Raw genomic sequence first — 18,565 nt, 5'->3', positions numbered from 1 at the left:
ACAATAGGGTTTACGAGTTACACCTTAGGGTGTACGCCGAGGCCACCGATTGAGCCTTCATGATGTTCCTCGCGTAGTGGCGTTGTTCACCATTTTGCCCGCCCCGCCGAAAGGTGCGATTGCACGGCGCAATCCTTCCCCGCAGTTTGAACACAAGAACCAAAAGCGGCCTCAAACCGGGAAAGCGGCAATTGCGCATCCTCGTCTATCCCCATGATCTCGCCGTCGGCGGAAGCCAGATCAACGCGATCGATCTGGCCGCCGGCGCGCAGGCTGCGGGGCACCACGTCATCGTCTATGGCGTTCCAGGGCCGCTTACCGGCTATATCGCCGAACGGGGCCTGCGCTTCCTGCCTGCAAGCGCAACCAAGTATCGGCCTGCGCCGTCACGTATCGCCGAGCTGGCGCGCATAGCACGACGGGAGCGGATAGATATCATCCATGCCTATGAATGGCCTCCGTGCCTTGATGCCTATTACGGTGCATCCTTGCTTTTCGACGTTCCCATTCTCTGTACCGTCCTGAGCATGTCCGTCAGCGGGCAAGTGCCGTCCTCGATGCCACTCATCATGGGCACCGAAGATCTCGGCCGACAGGCCCGCGCGCGGCAGACCGGTCCCGTCTGGGTGATCGAACCGCCGATCGACGTAGACCGCGACAACCCATCGCTGGACGGGAGGCCGTTTCGGGTGGCGCATGGCATTGCTGACAAGGAGTTTCTCGTCGTCAGCGTGTCTCGCCACGCTCTCGATCTGAAGCTGGATTCGCTCGTTCGGGCCATCGATGCGGTGGAAATGCTCGGGCAACAGCACCGGATCGTGCTGGCGCTTGTCGGCGACGGCCCCGCTCGGGCGGCACTCGACAAGCGAGCGGAAGCCGTCAATCAGCGTCTCGGGCGGCGTGCGGTCGTCCTTTGCGGCCAGCAACTCGATCCAAGAAGCGCCTATGCCGCCGCCGACCTTGTCGTAGCGATGGGCAGCTCCGCCTTGAGGACACTTGCCATCGGCCGGCCGTTGATCGTGCAGGGAGAGCGGGCATTTTCGGAAGTCTTCGAGCCCGCGACACTGGACGTGTTCCTCGACCAGGGTTTCTACGGAATAGCCGACGACGAGCCCGGCGCGGCTCGGCTTGCAGCACAAATCGAACGGTTGCTGCTCGACATCGATCTCCGGCTGCATCTCGCAGACTACGGTCGCCGCATCGTCGTCGAACGCTTCAGCCTTGAACGGGCGCTGAAGCTTCAGCTTGAAATCTACCGGGAGGTCCTTGCCAACAGTGCCAGAAAACGTGTGTCAGAAGCCGTCCTGTCCGGCCTGCAGGCCTTGGCAGTCGAGCTTGACAACCACAACCCTCTGGCAAAGCGCCGCAAGAAGCGTCAGGCTCTAGTCCTGCTTTCGGCCGCTGGGTCGGGCCGATGGCCGCCCAGCCTTGAGACCGGCGCGTAAAGATCGCCCCATGGCGCCATGGGCCGGACGCTGTTGCGTCGTCTTCCCTTCGGCATTCTCCTCACCCTTCACATCCAGCAACCAAACCCCGGCGCCAAGGGAAAAGATGAATATAACGTAGGTGGCATTCCAGAAGTGGACGGTCCAGCCGACGAGGAAGAAACCCGTCAGGGATGCGAGGAAACCCATTCGATAGGCGGCCAGTTTTACATCGTCAATCTTCCTGATGGCGACCGCTACAAAGATTGCCAGGAAGGTGAGGAGCATCAACGCTGCCGCTGGAATACCGTAGATTATGGCTTGGTACAGCCAGAACATGTCGATGCTGGGAGGCATCCAGTCCGGCCGGTCCCAGCCCATCATCGTCGTTCCGAAGAGGGGATGGTTCATAACGGAGCCGGTTCCGAAATTCCAGATCAGCACACGATAGTAGGCGTTTTCGGGACTGAACGAAAAATGGGTGATGAAGAACTCGAAGACGCTCTGGTTCGACATCGTCGCGACGACGACATAGCCCGCACCGAGGCCTGCCCAAAGCAGCTTCCACCGTGCCTTGATACGCACGAGTATCTTGTCCCAGGCGATCAGAACGATCTGCGCGAAAAGGCCGCTTATCGGACCTGACGACATGGAGAGGAACGTCGTCGTCGCGATGACCGCCGCCTTCGCGTAGCGTTTCGGAGCCGTTTTTGCGTAACCGAGAACACAATAGACCGGCCCCAGCATGGCACCGCAAATCACACCGAAAAGGATCGGATGCTCCACAACGCTTTGTACACGCCGAAGGCCCCACCGGGTATCATGCAGGTTTGGATGTGTCGTTAACATATGGCGCATCAGGTCGAGCAGTATGTTCTCGCCGGTCAGCGCCTCGAAAAATGCAAACGGCATCAGAAACAAAATGACGCGGTAGAAGAGGCGCGTCACGCGATAGTAGTCTTCCGCCGATCGAATATAGCACCGTGCGAGAAGATACGGTCCCATTGTTTCAATGAACTGGATACCGCCGGACTGCAGTCCCTGGCTGACGCCATGAACGGCGCACAGGCTCACGAAACACCAGAAGCAGTAGAGGAGAAGCGTGAAGTCGGCAAATCGCAGCCGCCCTGCCCCACCTGATGCCCATTTGTACAGGCACGGCAAAACGCTGGCGAGCAGCACCAGACGAAAAGGGCTTAGCTCCAGGCTGCCGACACTGAAAAGAAAGGGCAGGAAAAGCGACAAAATGAACAGCGTGACGGGCAGGGATCGCGTCCCTTGTGCCGAATGGCTATCGGCAGGCGTGCGCGCCGCGCGGGTCCGCGAGCCGCCGCTCGAGCTGACCGGTCGGCTTTGGCCGCCCGCGATATTCGCCCCTCCCAATGTGTGAAGCCGGTCGTCGCTGGAAGGGATGGCTCGCATGGCCGACAGCTGCCTCGTGGAACAGATATGACGCGACGTTCCAGCAACCTATCCCCGCCTATCGCGATTTATAACCTAGCAATCGGATCGATAGACACCGACCGGATACACCTAACGAATTAGCCGCGGGTCATTTTCGGGTAGTGTTGTCCTTCAATGTCGGGCGGCTGTCATAGAAGGCAAAGTCGCCCCACCGCCCTCCGCCGATCTGGTTGCCTGTGATCCGGATCGAGGTGTCGTCGACGTCGCCGCCGCCCTTGCGGCCGTCGAGATAGATCGTATAGCCGCCGCCGAACAGAACGTTGTTCTCTATCGTGATGCGCGAGAGCCCGCTGAACTCGTTGTTCATCATGACTGCCGACGTCTGGTCGTGTTCGTTCACGATGCGGTTGCCAACGATCTGGATATCGTGTCCGCCATTGATCTCGATGCCATCGTAGTGGCCATCGGGCCCGGCACCGAGATCGTGGATGTAGTTGCCGCGGACTATCGATGGCGCAACGACATTGATGCCGTTCTCAACGCCATGGATATCGTTGCGAAGGAAAGTGCCGAAGCCATAGATGGCGTTGACCGTTCGTCCGAGCCCGTTGATTTCGCTATCTTCCAGCCTGAAACCTGTCGTGCCTTCCATCACCCGCAGCGCATGCCAGGGCACATCAGAGACCAGCCGGACGTTCCTCATGGTCACGTTGCTGGCTTCGATGACGATATTCCCACGGATTTCCATGTTGCTGACCGTGGCATTCTCGACAGTTGCATAATAGGTGCCACGAAACACGATGAGCTTTGACGGATCGGACAATCCGGTTTTCTCCAGCGTTACCTGCGCTGACGCGATCAATGATGCTGCCATGGAAAGCAGGATCAGGCCGAAAACCGCCAGTATCCGGAGGATGTGCATTTTATCGTTCGGAATGAGGTTGAAGCGAAGCGAGAGTGGCGGTGTTCAATAGCGCGCGGCCCAGTCGACGAACGAGCGAGCGGGCCACTGACACGACATTGGCTGGGCGGTCCTTAAGCCCCGCAAGCAGGAAGCGCATTGCCGAGCGTTTCTTTCCGGAATGATAGAGACCGATCGCAATCCCGATGCGCAGGCGCGAACGATCCAGCCGCCGCGAGGCGAGAACCCGGCTGTTCTTCCGCAGGATCCTGAACTCGCCCTTCAATTGCCGCCGCCGATTGGACGAGATGCTGTCAGCCGAAATGAACCCCAGCACGACCGGCTCGATATCTTCGAAAACCGTCGTGTGCTGGACCAGGCGTACGGCGAATTCCCAATCCTCGTTCGCCCGCAGACTTTCGTCGAACCAGTCGAGATTCGGCATGCAATCACGCCGGAAGAGGCAATTCTGTACGCTTATTCTGTTTTCGGCGAGAATGTGACCGAGCTGATCCTCGTCGATACGCAATCTGCTTTCGGGCGCCGGCGCATGCGCGACCTTGCCGGCCCCGTAGCGAAAATCCGGATCGCGGCCATAGACGATCTTGCCACCGATGACGACGCGCACGTGATCGGAAAGCGTATCAAAGAACGCAAGCTGCCTTTCAAGCTTTCCGGGCAGCCAGAGGTCGTCGCTGTCCTGAAAGGCAATGAGCCGGCCCCGTGCTGCAGAGAGCCCCGTGTTGCGTGCCGCGGCCGCCCCCCCGTTTTTGTCGCGCCGGATGTAGCGTATTCGCGCATCGGAAAACCCGGTGACCACCGCTTCGACGTCGTCACTGGAGGCGTCATCGACGACGATGAGTTCCAGATCGCCATAGGACTGGCCGAGCACGCTGGTCATCGCCGCGGCAAGCGTTGTTATTCTGTTATAGGTCGGTAGGATGACCGAAATATCGGGTTTCATCGAGGCCTCCGCGAGGCATGCCGCGTGTTGCAAATCATCTACGCAGATCGCCGCAACGGTGGAAAGACCGGCAAAACGGGGTATGGCGCCATCCTTTGGTGTAGGTTCGATAGGGTCGCAACAGGCACAGTATTGCGTATCCTCTGAATGCCTGCCGCCGATCCCCTCCCAAAGGCGACATTGCCGCCGTTTCCGCATTCCCGATAATTCCGTTGCGGAAACGGACCGCGACGGTTTGTGGAGCGTGGGGATTTGGCCAAAGTCTTGCTGATCGCGCCGACCTGCAACGGAGACGATGTCGGAGAGGCATGGGTAGCGTTCCAATGGGCCCGCCGGCTGGCGGAACGACATGACGTCACCTTGCTGACCTATCACAAGCGCGGCGCGAGACCGGCCGCCGAGCAGCTTCCGGCGGTGCGCGTGGTCGAGTGGCAAGAACCTCCCTTGCTTGGCAAGGCCGAGCGTCTAAACAGCCTCATGAAGCCTGCATATCTGCCATTCTACATGCGCGCGCGCCGTTGGATCGCGCAAGCGTTGGCAAGCGGGGAGCGGTTCGACCTGGTGCATCAGCCTGTGCCCGTCGCGATGCGATACCCCTCCCCGGCAGCCGGTTTCGCCTTGCCTTTGCTGATCGGCCCGGTAGGCGGCAGCCTTTCATCCCCTCAAGGTTTTGCCGCCGACGACACGTCGAGCCCTTGGTTCACCAAGTTGCGGGCGCTGGATCGCCACCGCCTGAACTGGGATCCATGGCTGCGCGCGTCCTTCGAGAGGGCTGACTGTGTGCTCGGCATTGCAGATTATGTGAAGGATATCCTTGCGGGAGTTCCCTTGAAGCGGTTCCAGGTCATGAGCGAGACCGGTCTTGACGGCCTTCCTGAGAGGATCGGCAGGGTTGGCCGGCAGGGGCCGGTCAAGCTGCTGTTCGTCGGGCGCCTCGTGCGGACCAAGGGGGTGCGCGACCTGGTCCGTGCCCTGTCGCTCATCCCGGACCTGCCGGTCGAACTCGACATTGTCGGCGAAGGTCCGGAGCGGGCGCCATGCGAAGCACTGATCGCCTCCCTGGGACTGGAGGGCCGCGTGCACCTGCACGGGTGGCAATCCAGGGAGAACGTGGCAACGTTCTATCGCGCGGCTGATATCTTCACCTTCCCGAGCTATCAGGAGCCCGGCGGCAACGTGGCGCTCGAGGCGATGGGATTTTCGCTTCCCCTGATCGTCGTCAACCGCGGCGGGCCGGGCAGCGCGACATCGGATCTCTGCGCCATGAAGCTTTCCGTATCGACACCCGAAAAGCTCGCAAGCGATCTCGCGGCTGCCATTGCGAGGCTGGTGGCGGACGCGGGCCTGCGCGACCGGATGGGACGGGCCGCCTATGAACATGTCGGTAAGACCGCCCTTTGGTCATCCAAGCTCGACAGGGTGGACGCGATCTATGCGGATCTGGCCGGTCAGCGCTGAAGCGCCGCCCGATATTCGAGGTGGGGCCGAAGCGCGGCGGACAGCGCGGCGCGGTGGCCCGGCCCCAGTCCGTACCGCATCACTTCCCCGGTGATGATACCCAGGCGAAACAGGAACGTCGCCGCCGCGCCATGATGCCGTCCATAGTAGTGGATGCGATTGGAGGTCATCAGCGCTGAAAGACCGGTATTGCCATGATATTCACCACCGATGTGAATGGCGCGCGCAGCCGGTTGAAAAGCGACTTTCAGGCCGCAGCGGCGGACCCTCTCCATATAGTCGACCTCCTCGCTGTAGAGGAAGAAGGTTTCATCCCATTTGCCGACGGCTTTGCGCGCACGCGCGGAAATCGCCAGGGCTGCGCCGCTTGCCCAGTCAACCGGACCGCCTGAGCGATACATCCCCTCGTCCTTCACAATCTCGCCGAGACCCAGCCGCCCCGCCAGGCTGGTTCCCAGAAGCGAGTCCGACCATGAGGTGATCAGCGACGGCTCCCTGCGCAACGAATGCGCGGTGCTTCCGTCCTCATGAAGCAGCTGCGGCACCGCCAATCCGATGGCCGGGTCCCGCAACTGTTCCATGAGGGTCAGGGCGCAGCCGGGCTCAAGGCGAATATCCGGATTGAGAATGAGGAGATTTTTCTCCGCGTCGATCGAGGCGTCGGCTGCGTTGATCGCTGCCGCATAGCCCGCGTTCCGACCTGTCTGGATGATGCGCACGCCCACGGGATGGGACGCGGCAATTTCGACCGAGGTATCCCTGGAATTGTTGTCGACGATGACGACTTCCGTGTCGCCAAGCCCGGTCAGCCCTGATGGCAGGGAATTGAGCAGGCCGCCGATCACCTCGGCGCTGTTGTAGGTGACCACCACGATGGCAAGGCGCGTCCCCTCGTGCAATCCCGCCAGCGTGTTCTCATTCATGGCTTTCGACGACGTATCCATTGCGCTGCGCCCGCTCGTTTCAACGAGCCCAGAATTGTCTGAATACAACCGCGCCGAAAGACTGCCGAGAGACGTAAGACACACGCGATGAAGTCGGGCACCTAATCGAATTGTATTACGCCGCCCCCTACCCGCCCTAAGCCCTTCGGACGATCCGGCATGCGTTTCCAGCCCTCCAACGATCTTTCGTCAACCTTTGAGAGCGGTAGATTAAACGCCGGGACTTCGTAGCTTAGGTGACGAATGGACAGGGGTCGGCATCGCTTTTCAGTCGTGCCGATTAATGCCGTCAACCAGGAAACCAAGGCAATCCGATGCCGTCACCGTTGGTGAAAGCCTCCATGTCGAACGAAATTGCCAAATCGCAATCGCAGATTCGCGCCGCGTTCGAAGCCGCCACAGCCTCCCGGTCGGATGAGGGGCGGCAACTGCCACGAGACCGGCTGGCCGTGCTCGCTACCGTTTCTCCTTCATCGCGCGCCCTGGTCGACAGGCTGCTTGCGATTGCAGAGCGCGGCCTGCCAAGAATGTATGATGGCGCCCTCTTCGCACATACGCTGCGAGCGATCGAGACAAGGGACGGATGGACGGAGAGGCTTGAGGGCGTCAACCTTCGCTACACCGCCATGACCGCGCTCGGTCTCGCGAATACCGAGACAGAAACGCAGAGGCAGGCTCTTGATGGCGGCACGATTGGCGAGCTCCTCAAACGGGCGGCCGCACGCTCCGAGCAATCTTCCGACATCGGAGCGATCGCCCTGACGGCCTGGGCAATCGCCGAAGTGACGGGTGTCTACGCTGCCCCGCTTTACACGGCGCTTTCCAAGCATCTGGCATCGGGCTCGACGGTCTCGACGGTGGAATGCGCCTGGTGCCTTAGTGCCGCACTGGCGGCTCGCGAGCTTGCCGATACCTCCGTGCTGATTGACGCCGCAAGGGCCGGCCTCTTCTCCGCACGCTTGGGATCGCCGCTGTTCGGACACATGATACCTGCTTCCGCGAGCGGTCGACTGCGCTCGCATATCGGCTGCTTTGCCGATCAGGTCTACCCGATCCAGGCCCTCTCCCGCCTGCATGCCAGTCTCGGAGATGTCGAAGCGCTGACGGCCGCCGAAGTCTGCGCCGAACGCATCTGTGCGCTACAGGGCAAAAACGGCCAATGGTGGTGGCACTACGACGTGCGCCACGGGACAGTCGCCGAAGGGTATCCGGTCTATAGCGTCCACCAGCATGCGATGGCGCCCATGGCGCTTCTGGAACTGCGGGAAGCAGGGGGACGGGACTTTTCAAGCTGCATCGTCGAGGGCCTTTGCTGGCTGGAGAACCATCCGGAAATGCCGGACACGTTGATCGTCCCCGACAAAGGCGTTGTCTGGCGAAAGATTGCCCGGCGGGAGCCGAACAAGTTTGTGCGCAAAGCAGTGGCAGCGGGAACGGCGATATGGGCGGGGTTCCGGATGCCCGCCATCGACGCGCTGTTTCCGCCCCTCCGCATCGACCGCGAATGCAGGCCCTATGAATTCGGCCTGATGCTCTACGCGTGGCTCAGCGGCGGAACGGTCGCAAAGCTCGCGAACAAAAGGAAAGCAAATTCCACACGCCCTTGATTGATTGGGGAGGTTCTAATGTCAGGCGAACGTCGGCTGCTGTTCGGGATGTATATGGATCCCTTGCGCATGGAAGAAGCCATCGAGCGGTGCAGGACGGCCATCCGAACACGCCAGCGAATGCTTGTCGGCGTGCTGAATGCGGCGAAGATCGTCAATCTTCGCCGCAACGCCATGCTGAGAAATTCCCTGATCGAATGCGACATGATCGTCGCCGACGGCCAGGCCGTCGTCTGGGCGAGTAAACTGCTCGGCCGGCCGCTTCCCGAGCGCATCGCCGGCATCGATCTCTTCGTACGGTTGCTTGCGCTTGCAGATGCTGAGCGCCGCTCCGTGGCTCTCCTCGGCGCTAGGCCCGAGGTCCTGACGGCGATGGAAACGGCAATCCGCGCTCGCTATCCCAATCTCACTATCTCCTACAGCCATCACGGCTACTTTCAGCCGGAAGAGTCGGAAGGCATTGCGTCCGACATTCGCGAATGTGGCGCGGACATGCTGTTTCTCGGCATGGTATCCCCGAAGAAGGAAGTTTTCCTGGCGACCTATGGTCCATCGCTCGGCGTCCCCGTTCTGCACGGCGTGGGAGGTTCCTTCGACGTGCTCGCGGGATTGACCCGGCGCGCGCCGCCGCTCTGGCAGAAACTTGGCATGGAATGGGCCTACCGCGTCCTGCAGGAGCCCCGCCGCCTGTGGTGGCGGTACTTGTCAACCAACAGTAGTTTTCTTCGCCTGCTCGCTCGGGAAATGGTCAACCCGACGCGCCCGTTCGAACACGAAGACGAGCAGGTCGTCGTGAAGTTCGAGCGGCGTGCAACGATGTCCGGGGAGCGCCGTGCATGAGTGAGCTTTTCAAGGGCAAGCTGGCGATTCTTGGCTTGGGATACATTGGCCTTCCGACGGCCGTTGCGATCGCGACCAGAGGGATCGATGTCATTGGCGTGGATATCAATCCCAATATCGTCGCCGCGATCTGCCGCGGCGAAGTGCCGTTCGTAGAGCCCGACCTCGCGGTTGGCGTGAGCGGTGCGGTGGCGATGGGTCGGCTCGTTGCCACGAGCGAAGTGCCGGAAGCCGATGCTTTCATCATCGCAGTGCCTACACCGTTCAACGAGGACCACACGGCGGACCTGTCCTATGTCAAGGCGGCGGCGGAGCAGATCGCGCCTCGCCTGAAACCGGGTAATATCGTGGTGCTCGAATCGACCTCGCCTCCCGGAACGACGGAGATGGTCAGTGCCTGGATCGCGGCCGTGCGGCCCGATCTCAAAATGCCGCGAGACGGTGAGAATGGTGCCGAGATCTTTATAGCGCACTGCCCGGAACGCGTCCTACCCGGCCGGATCATGATCGAGATCATAACCAACGACCGTGTCGTCGGCGGCTTGACGCCGCACTGCGCCGAGAAGGCGGCGTCGATCTACCGTCTCTTCGCCCAGGGCGAAATCCTGCTGACCGACGCGGCGAGTGCGGAATTGGCCAAGCTGGTCGAGAATGCCTATCGCGACGTCAACATCGCCTTTGCCAACGAACTCTCGCTGATCAGCGAGGCGCTGCATATTGACGTCTGGGAAGTTCTGCGGCTTGCCAACCGGCATCCCCGCGTCAACATTCTAAGCCCCGGGCCGGGTGTGGGAGGACATTGCATTCCCGTCGACCCATGGTTCATCGTCTCCGCCGCGCCCGGCCTTGCCAAACTGATCAGGACGGCGCGCGAGGTCAACGACCAGCGACCCCATCATGTGGCCGAGCAGGTCGTGATGAAGGCGAAGCGCTTCCACTCCCCGACGATCGCCTGCCTCGGTCTGACGTTCAAGGCAAATGTAGACGACGTGCGTGAAAGCCCGGCGATCGACGTCGTCGGTCTTATCGCCAAAGCATTGCCGGACGTGGAGGTTCTGGCGGTCGATCCCTACGTGGAGAAGATGCCGAAGCAGCTTGCCGGATACACCAACATCCGGCTCGAAACCGCCTACGACGCCGTCGAGCGTGCCGACATCGTCGTACTGCTCGTTGAACATGATCCCTTCCGCGCAATCCGCCATACGAGACTGGGCGGCAAGATCGTCTACGACACGCGCGGCGTCTGGCGATAATCCCGCAGCACTGACTCAAAGGGGCGGATCATATACTGCCTCGGCTGCGCCAGTTCCGCGAGGGGCGGATTCAATTTGCAACATTCTCAGCATTGATGATGGGCAAATCATCCCAGCCGCCCGCGGACACGATACTCGCGGGCGAAGGAGCTGGCTGTTTCATCCACTTGCCCCCTGGGGCTGCCAGCAATCAACCCGCCAATGCCTCGTTGAGAGCACTGCCATTGCGGGCAAGAGCATCCTGATGGCCGCTCGGCGATGCGGGCAAGCCGTCCAGAACAATCGGCAGTGGAGCCACCGGTGCGAGGCCGGTGAACTCGGCCGGACGATCACAAAGGCCAAAGAAATGCTCAATCGCCTCGGTTGAACGCTGAGCGGCCAGCCCGTCCCCATAGGGATTCACGGCACGGGCCATCCGGCGATAAGCGTCGCTATCGCGGAGCAATTCCGTGACTGCACCCACGATGGCATCCTCGTTCGTGCCGATCAATCGCGCCGTCCCTGCGGTCACCGCTTCAGGCCGCTCGGTGGTCTCGCGCAACACCAGCACAGGCTTGCCGAATGTGGGTGCCTCCTCCTGCACGCCGCCACTGTCCGTCAGGACCAGTATGCAGTCCCGCATCGCACTCACAAAATCCCGATAGTCGAGCGGCCTCGTAATCCTGACATTTTCCAGCCCGGCGAGCGGCGGCAACAAGACGTCCCTTACGGCCGGGTTGAGATGAGCCGGCAGAAGGAAGTTCATATTCGGGAAGGTCTGCGCCAGCCGGGCGATGGCACGCGCAGTTTGCGCCATAGGCTCGCCCCATGATTCCCGGCGGTGGGCCGTGATCAGCACGGTCGGCCTATCGAAAATGCCGTCCAATTCCGGGTTGTCCGAGACGCTGTTTCGCCCCGACACGTGAAGCAGGGCATCGATGACCGTATTGCCGGTGACGACGATATCACTCTCGGCAATGCCGTCCTTCAGCAGATTGGCCTTGGCGGTTGATGTTGGCGCCAGATGCAGCATCGCGAGCTGGCCCGTCAGGCGCCGATTGAGCTCCTCCGGAAACGGATTGTCACGATTGCCGGTTCGCAGGCCGGCTTCCAGATGGACGAGGGGTATCTTGCGATAGAAGGCGGCCAACCCTGCGGCAAAGCACGTGGTGGTGTCACCCTGCACCACCAGGGCATCGGGATTCTCCCGCTCGATCACCGCCGAGACGCCCGCCAGAACGCGGGACGTGATGGTCTCGAGCGTCTGCGACTGCGTAATGATGTTGAGGTCGAAATCCGGGACGATTCCGAACAGATGGTTGACCTGATCGAGCATTTCACGATGCTGGCCGGTCACAGCCACCACCGGTCGACAATAACGCGAGTGTCTCAGCGCATCGATGAGCGGAGCCATTTTCACCGCTTCGGGGCGAGTACCATACACAACCAGGATCTTGAGCATGCCATTTCCTCGTCACCGATGTTGATCACAATTCACGAGCGTGAGGCCTATGTCATCGTCAGCAGACCGCGCCGTGGCGGCATCTGTTGAGCACGACGCCGAGGACGTTGGTTCTTTCGGCCAGCATCCTTTCGCAAGCGTCGATCTCTGCAAATGTGCTCTGCTCGGCGGCCGCGACGAGGATGGCGCAATCCACATTGGGCAAGAAGGCCAGCACGTCATCGTGGGTGAGCATCGACGTCATGTCATAGAGCACCACATCGGCACGCAGGTCCTGAACCATCGCCTTGAGCGCCGTTGCCGCGGCCTCCCCCTGCAGGATTTCCGATGCGAGCCGCGCCGACCAAAGATTTGCGCCCACTGCGAGGTTCCTGCCACACAGGCGCAGGACATCGGCAACGTCGCATTCGCCTCTCAAGAAAAACTCCATGGATGGCGACGCGTCCATCTCCAGCAGCCTTGCTAGGCCGGGATTTCTGAGATCCATGTCCAGAAGAACCGTTCGTGTACCCTCCAGTTCGGCAAGGCTAAGCGCCAGGTTCACAGCGACGAGGGATTTGCCGCAGCGAGGCATCGGGGAGGTAATCGCCACGGATCGCCATCCGTTCTGCTTCAATGTCTGCATGACTTTCGTCCGGAGCAGGTCAAACGCCACACAGGCCGGGTCGGATTTGTTTCCTGCGACGATTCCCCGGTTGGCGCGCGTCTGTGACGAAAGCCGGAATTCTCTGAGGGAAAGCCAGGAACTGTCCTTCGAAAGACTCGAAAGTGCGTCAGGCGCTTGCGCCACAACCCGATCAGCATTGTGGATTTTGAAGGCCTCACGATGGAAGGCGGATCGCATATCTATGCTCATTGCTAAGCCCTCCGTATCGCGAGGTAGGTCCTGCGCCAGTTCTCCCCCCATGCGCTGGTGCTTTGCGCGGGAGAGGAAAACAACCGCTTCCATCGTTTCCGAGGATTGGACATGCCGATCACCGGAATGGTGGCCAGCGGCTCGACCTCGAGAAGATTGGTGATGTCCCGCGGCCTGCGAACAGTTCTGTTGAGCAGTTCGAGGAGCACGACGAGCCCAAGCCCGAGCCCAAGTCCGGCAAGAGCGCCACCGGCGACGATCAGGCGTCGCCCCGGCCCGGCGGCTTTCGTGGGTATGACCGCGGCCTCGAGGAGGGAGAAACGTTCGCCGTCCGAGCGTATCTCGAGCTGTTCGCCAGTCGAAGCCTCGGCCCTCTGCACGACTGCGGCATTATATTGTTTCTGGACGTTGTCGCGATTTCGCTGAAGCGCAGTCAGACCCGCCTCGCTGATCGGCGCCCGCGCGATCGATTGGCGAAGCGCGGCAATGCGCTTGTCGCTGGTCGCTTTTTCGCTGGCTATCGCCTCCAGCCTCTGGTCGATTTCCGAAAGTTGCAGGTCTAGCCCGAATGGCGCGCTTCGAACGTTCTGAGCCTTTCCGTCGGTCACGACCGGGCTACGTACGGCCAGGATGCGCTTTTCGAGTTCGGCTATACGGGTGCGTATGGCGGCGATGTTGGGACTGTCGTCACTGAAGACGGTGAGTTGCTCGGAAAGCGCTTTGTTCAAGTCGACAAGGAGTTGTTGATCAGGCGTCAGTCGCTGCTCGATACCCGGCAGTTGGTCGGTATTGGTGTAAGCGGCAACGAGGGCTCCTCGCTTGCTTCGTAGTTCCGATGCCTCTCGCTCCAGCGACGCCAGCCGGTCGTGCTGGCTAAGCAGTTCGCTTCGATAGAAATCGATGCTCTCGGGAAGAGATTCCCTGTTGTCTTTTTTAAACTGAAGGATATCGGCTTCGAGCTGCTTGAGCGTATCGTTGAGCGCCACTGCCTTCTGGTCAAAAAATTCCAGCGTGTTGCTCGCGCGACTTGTTCTTTCCCGTTGGTTTTTCGAGAGAACCAGTGCCACGAGTTCGTTGGTGACTTTCGCTGCGAGAGCGGGAGTTCCAGCGTCGAAAGAGACGGCATAGATCGCTACGCGCTGAGCCGGATCCTGAGCGTCCAGCTGCAATTGTCTGAAGCCGATACGCGAGCGCATGTCAGCCACGATGTCTTCGTCAGGCGGCGTTTCCGGGCTTGCGGCATAGATGTCGAGGCTGGAGGCAAGAGCGACGAGCGCATCGTGGGTTGTTATCTCCTGCTGCAGGATGAGGAGCTGGGCGGTTGCGCCCATCGGCACCGTGGATCTCGCAAGTTCTGCCGGGATCTGCGGTGCTTCGACAAGCAGCTTGGCCGATGCCGTATAAACCGGCTTTCTGAATTTCGTGACCAGAACCGCCGCGAGGAGAGCGACAAGGGTGACCAGCAGCACCAGAGGCAGTCTGCGCCTGGCGATCGATAAATAGAAGCCGAAATCCAGGTTATGCATTGAAGACAACCTATCCTGACGCGACCGGGGTTTAAGGCATCTTCGAGTGGCCGCTGTTTGCGGGATAGATGACCGTTCGGCGTTGCATCCTTGCCGCTCGTTACCCCCCGTTATGATTTCGGCGGGCGATGCAGCGAAGGGAAAGCTCACGCCCTCCCTCCGAAGAGGGTGGACAGCGCCGGTGGCATGCACTTTCGGATGCGCGAAGGCGGCACAGCGTTAAACCCGCAAAATGAAAATCGACACCGCATGCGCGGGTGGCGTCAAATCGGGGGGCGCCGAACATATGCCCATGCCGCGCCTTACCCCCTTTCCGCTAAGCATCGTCTATCCGCCCGTCCGGAACTCAGACCCTTGCATGTCTTTTCCTCACCGGTACGCGGCGGCATGCTGCAACGCATGGAAGAGTAGTGCGAAGGGCCGGCATGCCCGTCGCCTGAGGAATTGGGACCGAGATGCAGCCGCAACTCACAGTGATAATTCCGCACCTCAACGAGCCGGAGGGCAACCTTCGACGCTGCCTCCTTGCGCTCGACTCACAAACTGCCCCGCATCTGAGGCTTCAGATCATCGTCGTGGACAACGGGTCCGTGTTACTTCCGTCTGCGGCATGTGCCGACATTCCCGATGTGCTTCTGGAGCGGGAGGCGACGCCTGGGCCAGGGCCCGCCCGCAATCTGGGCGCGATGCTGGCGAAGTCCGATCTTCTGGCTTTCGTCGATGCTGATTGCGTCGTCGAGCCGGGCTGGGCCCAGACGATCGTTGACACGATGAACAGCCGCCCGGACGTCGATGTAGTCGGCGGAGATATCGGGATTTTGATGGCTAATCCCGCCCGGCCGACCGCGATCGAGGCCTATGAGTGCGTCTATAGCTATCGCGCGCAACTTTACGTCGAGCGGCACGGATATGCTGCGACCGGCAACATGGCCGTCCGGGCTTCGGTCTTTCGGCATGTAGGCCCCTTCGGCGGGATTGGCACGATGGAGGACACGGCGTGGGGACAACGAGCCACGGCACTGGGTTTCAAGACCGTTTTTTTGCCCGAAGCGAAGGTTCTTACGCCGTCTTGTAAATCGTTCGTCGAGCTCGCGCGCCGGTGGGACCGCCATGTGGCGCACCAGTTTGATGACTGGAAACGCGGCCAGTCTGCCGGGTTGGCGTGGTTCGCTGCTTGCTGCGCTATGGCGGGCTCCCCCGTATTCGAAGCCTTTCGTGTTTTGACGAGTAACAGGATTTCGGGCGCGCGGAATCGCCTGTTTACCCTCGCCTGTCTCACGCGGGTCCGGCTTTACCGTGCCAAGCGCATGCTCGACGTCGCTCGCCGACACCGCGCGGCCTCCCTTGTCGAAAACTGGAACAGGGAAGGCGTCTGAGCCTATTCAGCACCACCTCATCTATAAATATAGATGAAAAAACATAGTTAAAATTATCTATATAAAACTAAATTAAGCAGTATATAAAGATTAACAACCAAATAACTAAAATAAAAATCAACAATATTATAAATTACAAATGCAAACGCGACTGTAAAAAGCCGCGCGATAAAACGCGGGAGGCGCAATTGGCAGACATACTTATCTATAACCCGGGCAGAGAACCTGGGTTATCCAGAGGGCGGAATAAATACCGCATATACCACGTCATAAAGAGGGCATTTGATCTGTCGGTCGTCCTGATGGTCGCACCAGCCGCATTGCTGGCAATAGCCATTATGGCCCTGCTTGTCCGTCTAGATGGAAGCAGTGCATTCTATCGCCAGCCGCGTATTGGCTTGGGCGGCAGGACATTCATGTTGTGGAAGTTGCGGACCATGGTGCCGCAGGCGGAAAGCAAGCTTGAAACCTACCTGGCCGCACATCCGCAGGCCCGGCTCGCATGGAACCAAAGCCAGAAATTGAGGGATGATCCTAGGGTCACGGCTATAGGGCGCTACCTGCGTAAATATTCGCTGGACGAGCTGCCCCAATTGCTGAATGTCCTGCTTGGGGATATGAGCCTTGTCGGCCCGCGGCCGATATTGCCTGAGCAGCGCCAGCTCTATGACGGAACGACTTATTATCAGCTACGTCCAGGCCTCACCGGCCTCTGGCAAATCGGCAAGCGAAACGAAGCGACTTTTGCGGAACGGGCGGTCATCGATACGGAGTATTTTCACAGAATGTCTCTTTTCACTGACATCTGGATTCTCTCGAAAACCCCCATCGTCGTCATGAGAGGCACGGGCGTTTAAATTGCTTGCCGCAAAGGCATCGCTGCATAGGGCTCTGTCAGTCTGAGCGGCATCTCTAATCTCGCCCTGCAGAAAAGCCAGCGGTTGCGTGATACGCCGGCCAGACCGGCGGTCATGATGAATGCGCATGGCGGGCCTATCGCATCGCCCCGGCATGCTGATCTCGCCGCTTTTCCAGAAGCCTTGGCAGATGGCCGCGAACGCGCACGCAGCAATCATTACACACGCGTTGTCGCGATCGGCCTCGAAGGCTCTCATGGCCTGCCGGGCTTGGCTTGCAGGGCAGGATCGCGCGGACGCGGCAGACGCCACCCAAGCCGATCTGCGGCTGGGTGTTTGGGTGTGAGCGCCGCCAGCACCAAGCATCAAGATAGAATTTCCCCCAATTAGGCGGACTGCGGTGAACCGGAACGACCCATTTCCGGTTCATCAGCATTTCAAGCCTCAAGCGGGAACAGCTCGTTGAGCTTGTAAGCGACCTCGGTGCGATTGGTCGCGTTCATCTTCTTCATAATGTTTCTTATATGCACCTTGACGGTGCTCTCACGAAGATCGAGTTCATAGGCAATGATCTTATTGGCCTTGCCGCGACGCAAGGCGTTCACCACTTCGATTTGCCTGGCAGTGAACATGCTGTCGAGCAGCCGCACCGGTGGTGCTTCTGCCGCCAGCATTTGACGCGCGGCGAGAACGCTGCTTGCGGGCAGGTAAACGCCGCCGGCCAACGACAAAGCGATGGCCTCCAGACAAACATCGATTGTCACGGAAGATGGAATGTAACTCTTTGCACCGTATTCGAGCGCCTTCATGATCTGCAGAAGGTCGGCGGAATCCGCGAGAAGGATCACTTGCACCCGGAATTCCTCGGCGAGGCTTCTCACACTTTCAGCCACAACCGGGTTATCAGCGTTGTCTCCACCAATGTTTAGAAGTATTGCAGCGAGTGGTGGAAAATCGTCGCTTACGGACTTCCAATGTTCCGCTGATGTAACTGCAACAAACTCCAACCCACTCTTAGGTGTTCTCAGGCACTTTGCCAGGCACTGCCCGTCCAAAGACCTGCGATCCAGCACCATTATCGACTTTTCCCGATCCGGCAGTGCAATCTGTATTTCCCGGCCATTCGTTTCCAGGAAATCTGCAGAGCCGGAACCCGGAAAATCTCTCCCACTCATATAAACGTGCGTCGCTGTCATGATTACAATACTCCATGTCAAGACCCATAGCCTTCGATTTTGTTTTTCTGAATTCAGCGAAAATTCCACCTCACCGGTGCATGAGCCAAGCTTCCCCAAACGAGCTCGGCATCTAGATAATTCATTTTTCTTAAAGCCTATGACCAATAATACATGGCTAATATATCGTAAACATCACAACCTGTATAGCTCTTTTGTACGACTTTCGCGCTATGCTGATTTGCAACGGATAATAGCCAATCACCTTAGATAATTTTGATTAATTACCCGAGTGAATGCGCATGAAATACCCACTGCTCCTTCATAAAAATACCTGTCATTTATTTCATTGTTTCTCAAAAAGAAGAGAATTTCAAAAATACACGAGAGAATTTCTTTTGAAATTCTTACGGAACGAAAGAATAATTCAAATTTATCCGCACATCTTGGAATTTTAGGAAATTAAAATTTACCGCCAAACAAGCGCTATATTGGTAAAAAGTATTACGAATATTTTTTCGTTCCAAACAGACCCAAAA

Annotated in this window: 15 protein-coding genes; 7 read left to right on the top strand and 8 right to left on the bottom strand. The window is 59.3% G+C overall.

Annotation, left to right across the window (positions count from 1 at the left end; genetic code table 11):
• Positions 1–191 precede the first annotated feature (191 nt).
• Positions 192–1,445: a glycosyltransferase gene (locus tag MUO32_RS25695; RefSeq protein ID WP_257951221.1), complete on the top strand. Its 1,254-nt coding sequence runs from the start codon at positions 192–194 to the stop codon at positions 1,443–1,445.
• On the opposite strand, the gene MUO32_RS25690 is transcribed toward MUO32_RS25695, so the two are convergent.
• From MUO32_RS25690 to MUO32_RS25680, 3 genes are all read right to left on the bottom strand, one after another.
• Positions 1,383–2,846 carry an O-antigen ligase gene (locus tag MUO32_RS25690; RefSeq protein ID WP_257951220.1) on the bottom strand — a complete coding sequence of 488 codons (1,464 nt, stop codon included), beginning with the start codon at positions 2,844–2,846 and terminating at the stop codon, positions 1,383–1,385. The two genes, MUO32_RS25695 and MUO32_RS25690, sit on opposite strands and share 63 nt — an antisense overlap.
• Before the next feature lie 130 nt (positions 2,847–2,976).
• The gene (locus MUO32_RS25685) at positions 2,977–3,750 is read right to left on the bottom strand and encodes a right-handed parallel beta-helix repeat-containing protein (RefSeq protein ID WP_257951219.1); all 774 of its coding nucleotides are present in this window, start codon (positions 3,748–3,750) and stop codon (positions 2,977–2,979) included.
• A gap of 1 nt (position 3,751) precedes the next feature.
• Complete coding sequence (locus MUO32_RS25680) at positions 3,752–5,044, bottom strand: glycosyltransferase family 2 protein (protein WP_257951218.1); 1,293 nt, start codon at positions 5,042–5,044, stop codon at positions 3,752–3,754.
• Between the two features lie 9 nt (positions 5,045–5,053).
• Between MUO32_RS25680 and MUO32_RS25675 the strand changes: the two genes are divergently transcribed.
• Entirely contained in the window at positions 5,054–6,151 is a 1,098-nt protein-coding gene (locus MUO32_RS25675; protein WP_257951217.1) for a glycosyltransferase family 4 protein, read from the top strand.
• Here MUO32_RS25675 and MUO32_RS25670 read toward each other — a convergent pair.
• On the bottom strand, positions 6,142–7,095 hold the full coding sequence (locus MUO32_RS25670) for a glycosyltransferase family 2 protein (protein WP_308311338.1): 954 nt from the start codon (positions 7,093–7,095) through the stop codon (positions 6,142–6,144). The two genes, MUO32_RS25675 and MUO32_RS25670, sit on opposite strands and share 10 nt — an antisense overlap.
• A 341-nt stretch (positions 7,096–7,436) precedes the next feature.
• Between MUO32_RS25670 and MUO32_RS25665 the strand changes: the two genes are divergently transcribed.
• From MUO32_RS25665 to wecC, 3 genes are read left to right on the top strand one after another with little or no spacing between them, the layout of a single operon-like run.
• The gene (locus MUO32_RS25665; protein ID WP_257951216.1) at positions 7,437–8,702 is read left to right on the top strand and encodes a hypothetical protein; all 1,266 of its coding nucleotides are present in this window, start codon (positions 7,437–7,439) and stop codon (positions 8,700–8,702) included.
• 18 nt (positions 8,703–8,720) lie between these two features.
• Positions 8,721–9,542, top strand: a complete 822-nt coding sequence (locus MUO32_RS25660; protein WP_257951215.1) for a WecB/TagA/CpsF family glycosyltransferase — start codon at positions 8,721–8,723, stop codon at positions 9,540–9,542.
• Positions 9,539–10,795 carry a UDP-N-acetyl-D-mannosamine dehydrogenase gene (gene wecC / locus MUO32_RS25655; protein WP_257951214.1) on the top strand — a complete coding sequence of 419 codons (1,257 nt, stop codon included), beginning with the start codon at positions 9,539–9,541 and terminating at the stop codon, positions 10,793–10,795. Before MUO32_RS25660 ends, wecC begins: the two co-directional genes overlap by 4 nt.
• 190 nt (positions 10,796–10,985) lie before the next feature.
• On the opposite strand, the gene wecB is transcribed toward wecC, so the two are convergent.
• The 3 genes from wecB to MUO32_RS25640 are packed head-to-tail and all read right to left on the bottom strand — an operon-like array spanning position 10,986 to position 14,618.
• Positions 10,986–12,236 (bottom strand): non-hydrolyzing UDP-N-acetylglucosamine 2-epimerase, encoded by a 1,251-nt coding sequence (gene wecB, locus MUO32_RS25650; RefSeq protein WP_257951213.1) that lies wholly within the window; start codon positions 12,234–12,236, stop codon positions 10,986–10,988.
• 58 nt (positions 12,237–12,294) lie between these two features.
• A complete protein-coding gene (locus MUO32_RS25645; RefSeq protein WP_257951212.1) occupies positions 12,295–13,080 on the bottom strand; it encodes a CpsD/CapB family tyrosine-protein kinase in 786 nt (261 codons plus the stop codon).
• Between the two features lie 14 nt (positions 13,081–13,094).
• A complete protein-coding gene (locus MUO32_RS25640; RefSeq protein WP_257951211.1) occupies positions 13,095–14,618 on the bottom strand; it encodes a Wzz/FepE/Etk N-terminal domain-containing protein in 1,524 nt (507 codons plus the stop codon).
• Positions 14,619–15,073: 455 nt separating this feature from the next.
• Between MUO32_RS25640 and MUO32_RS25635 the strand changes: the two genes are divergently transcribed.
• Positions 15,074–15,994, top strand: a complete 921-nt coding sequence (locus MUO32_RS25635) for a glycosyltransferase family 2 protein (protein WP_257951210.1) — start codon at positions 15,074–15,076, stop codon at positions 15,992–15,994.
• Positions 15,995–16,182: 188 nt separating this feature from the next.
• Positions 16,183–16,851 carry a sugar transferase gene (locus MUO32_RS25630; protein ID WP_257951209.1) on the top strand — a complete coding sequence of 223 codons (669 nt, stop codon included), beginning with the start codon at positions 16,183–16,185 and terminating at the stop codon, positions 16,849–16,851.
• 437 nt (positions 16,852–17,288) lie between these two features.
• Here the strand turns inward: MUO32_RS25630 and MUO32_RS25625 are convergent, their stop codons facing one another.
• Positions 17,289–18,047 (bottom strand): response regulator transcription factor, encoded by a 759-nt coding sequence (locus MUO32_RS25625; protein WP_257951208.1) that lies wholly within the window; start codon positions 18,045–18,047, stop codon positions 17,289–17,291.
• Between the last annotated feature and the right edge of the window lie 518 nt (positions 18,048–18,565).

Origin of the sequence: Shinella sp. CPCC 101442 (genome assembly GCF_024704725.1) — a bacterium.
Taxonomy (GTDB): Bacteria; Pseudomonadota; Alphaproteobacteria; order Rhizobiales; family Rhizobiaceae; genus Shinella.
The sequence above is the reverse complement of the archived record's forward strand: the minus strand, read 5'-3'. Positions and strand labels throughout refer to the sequence as shown.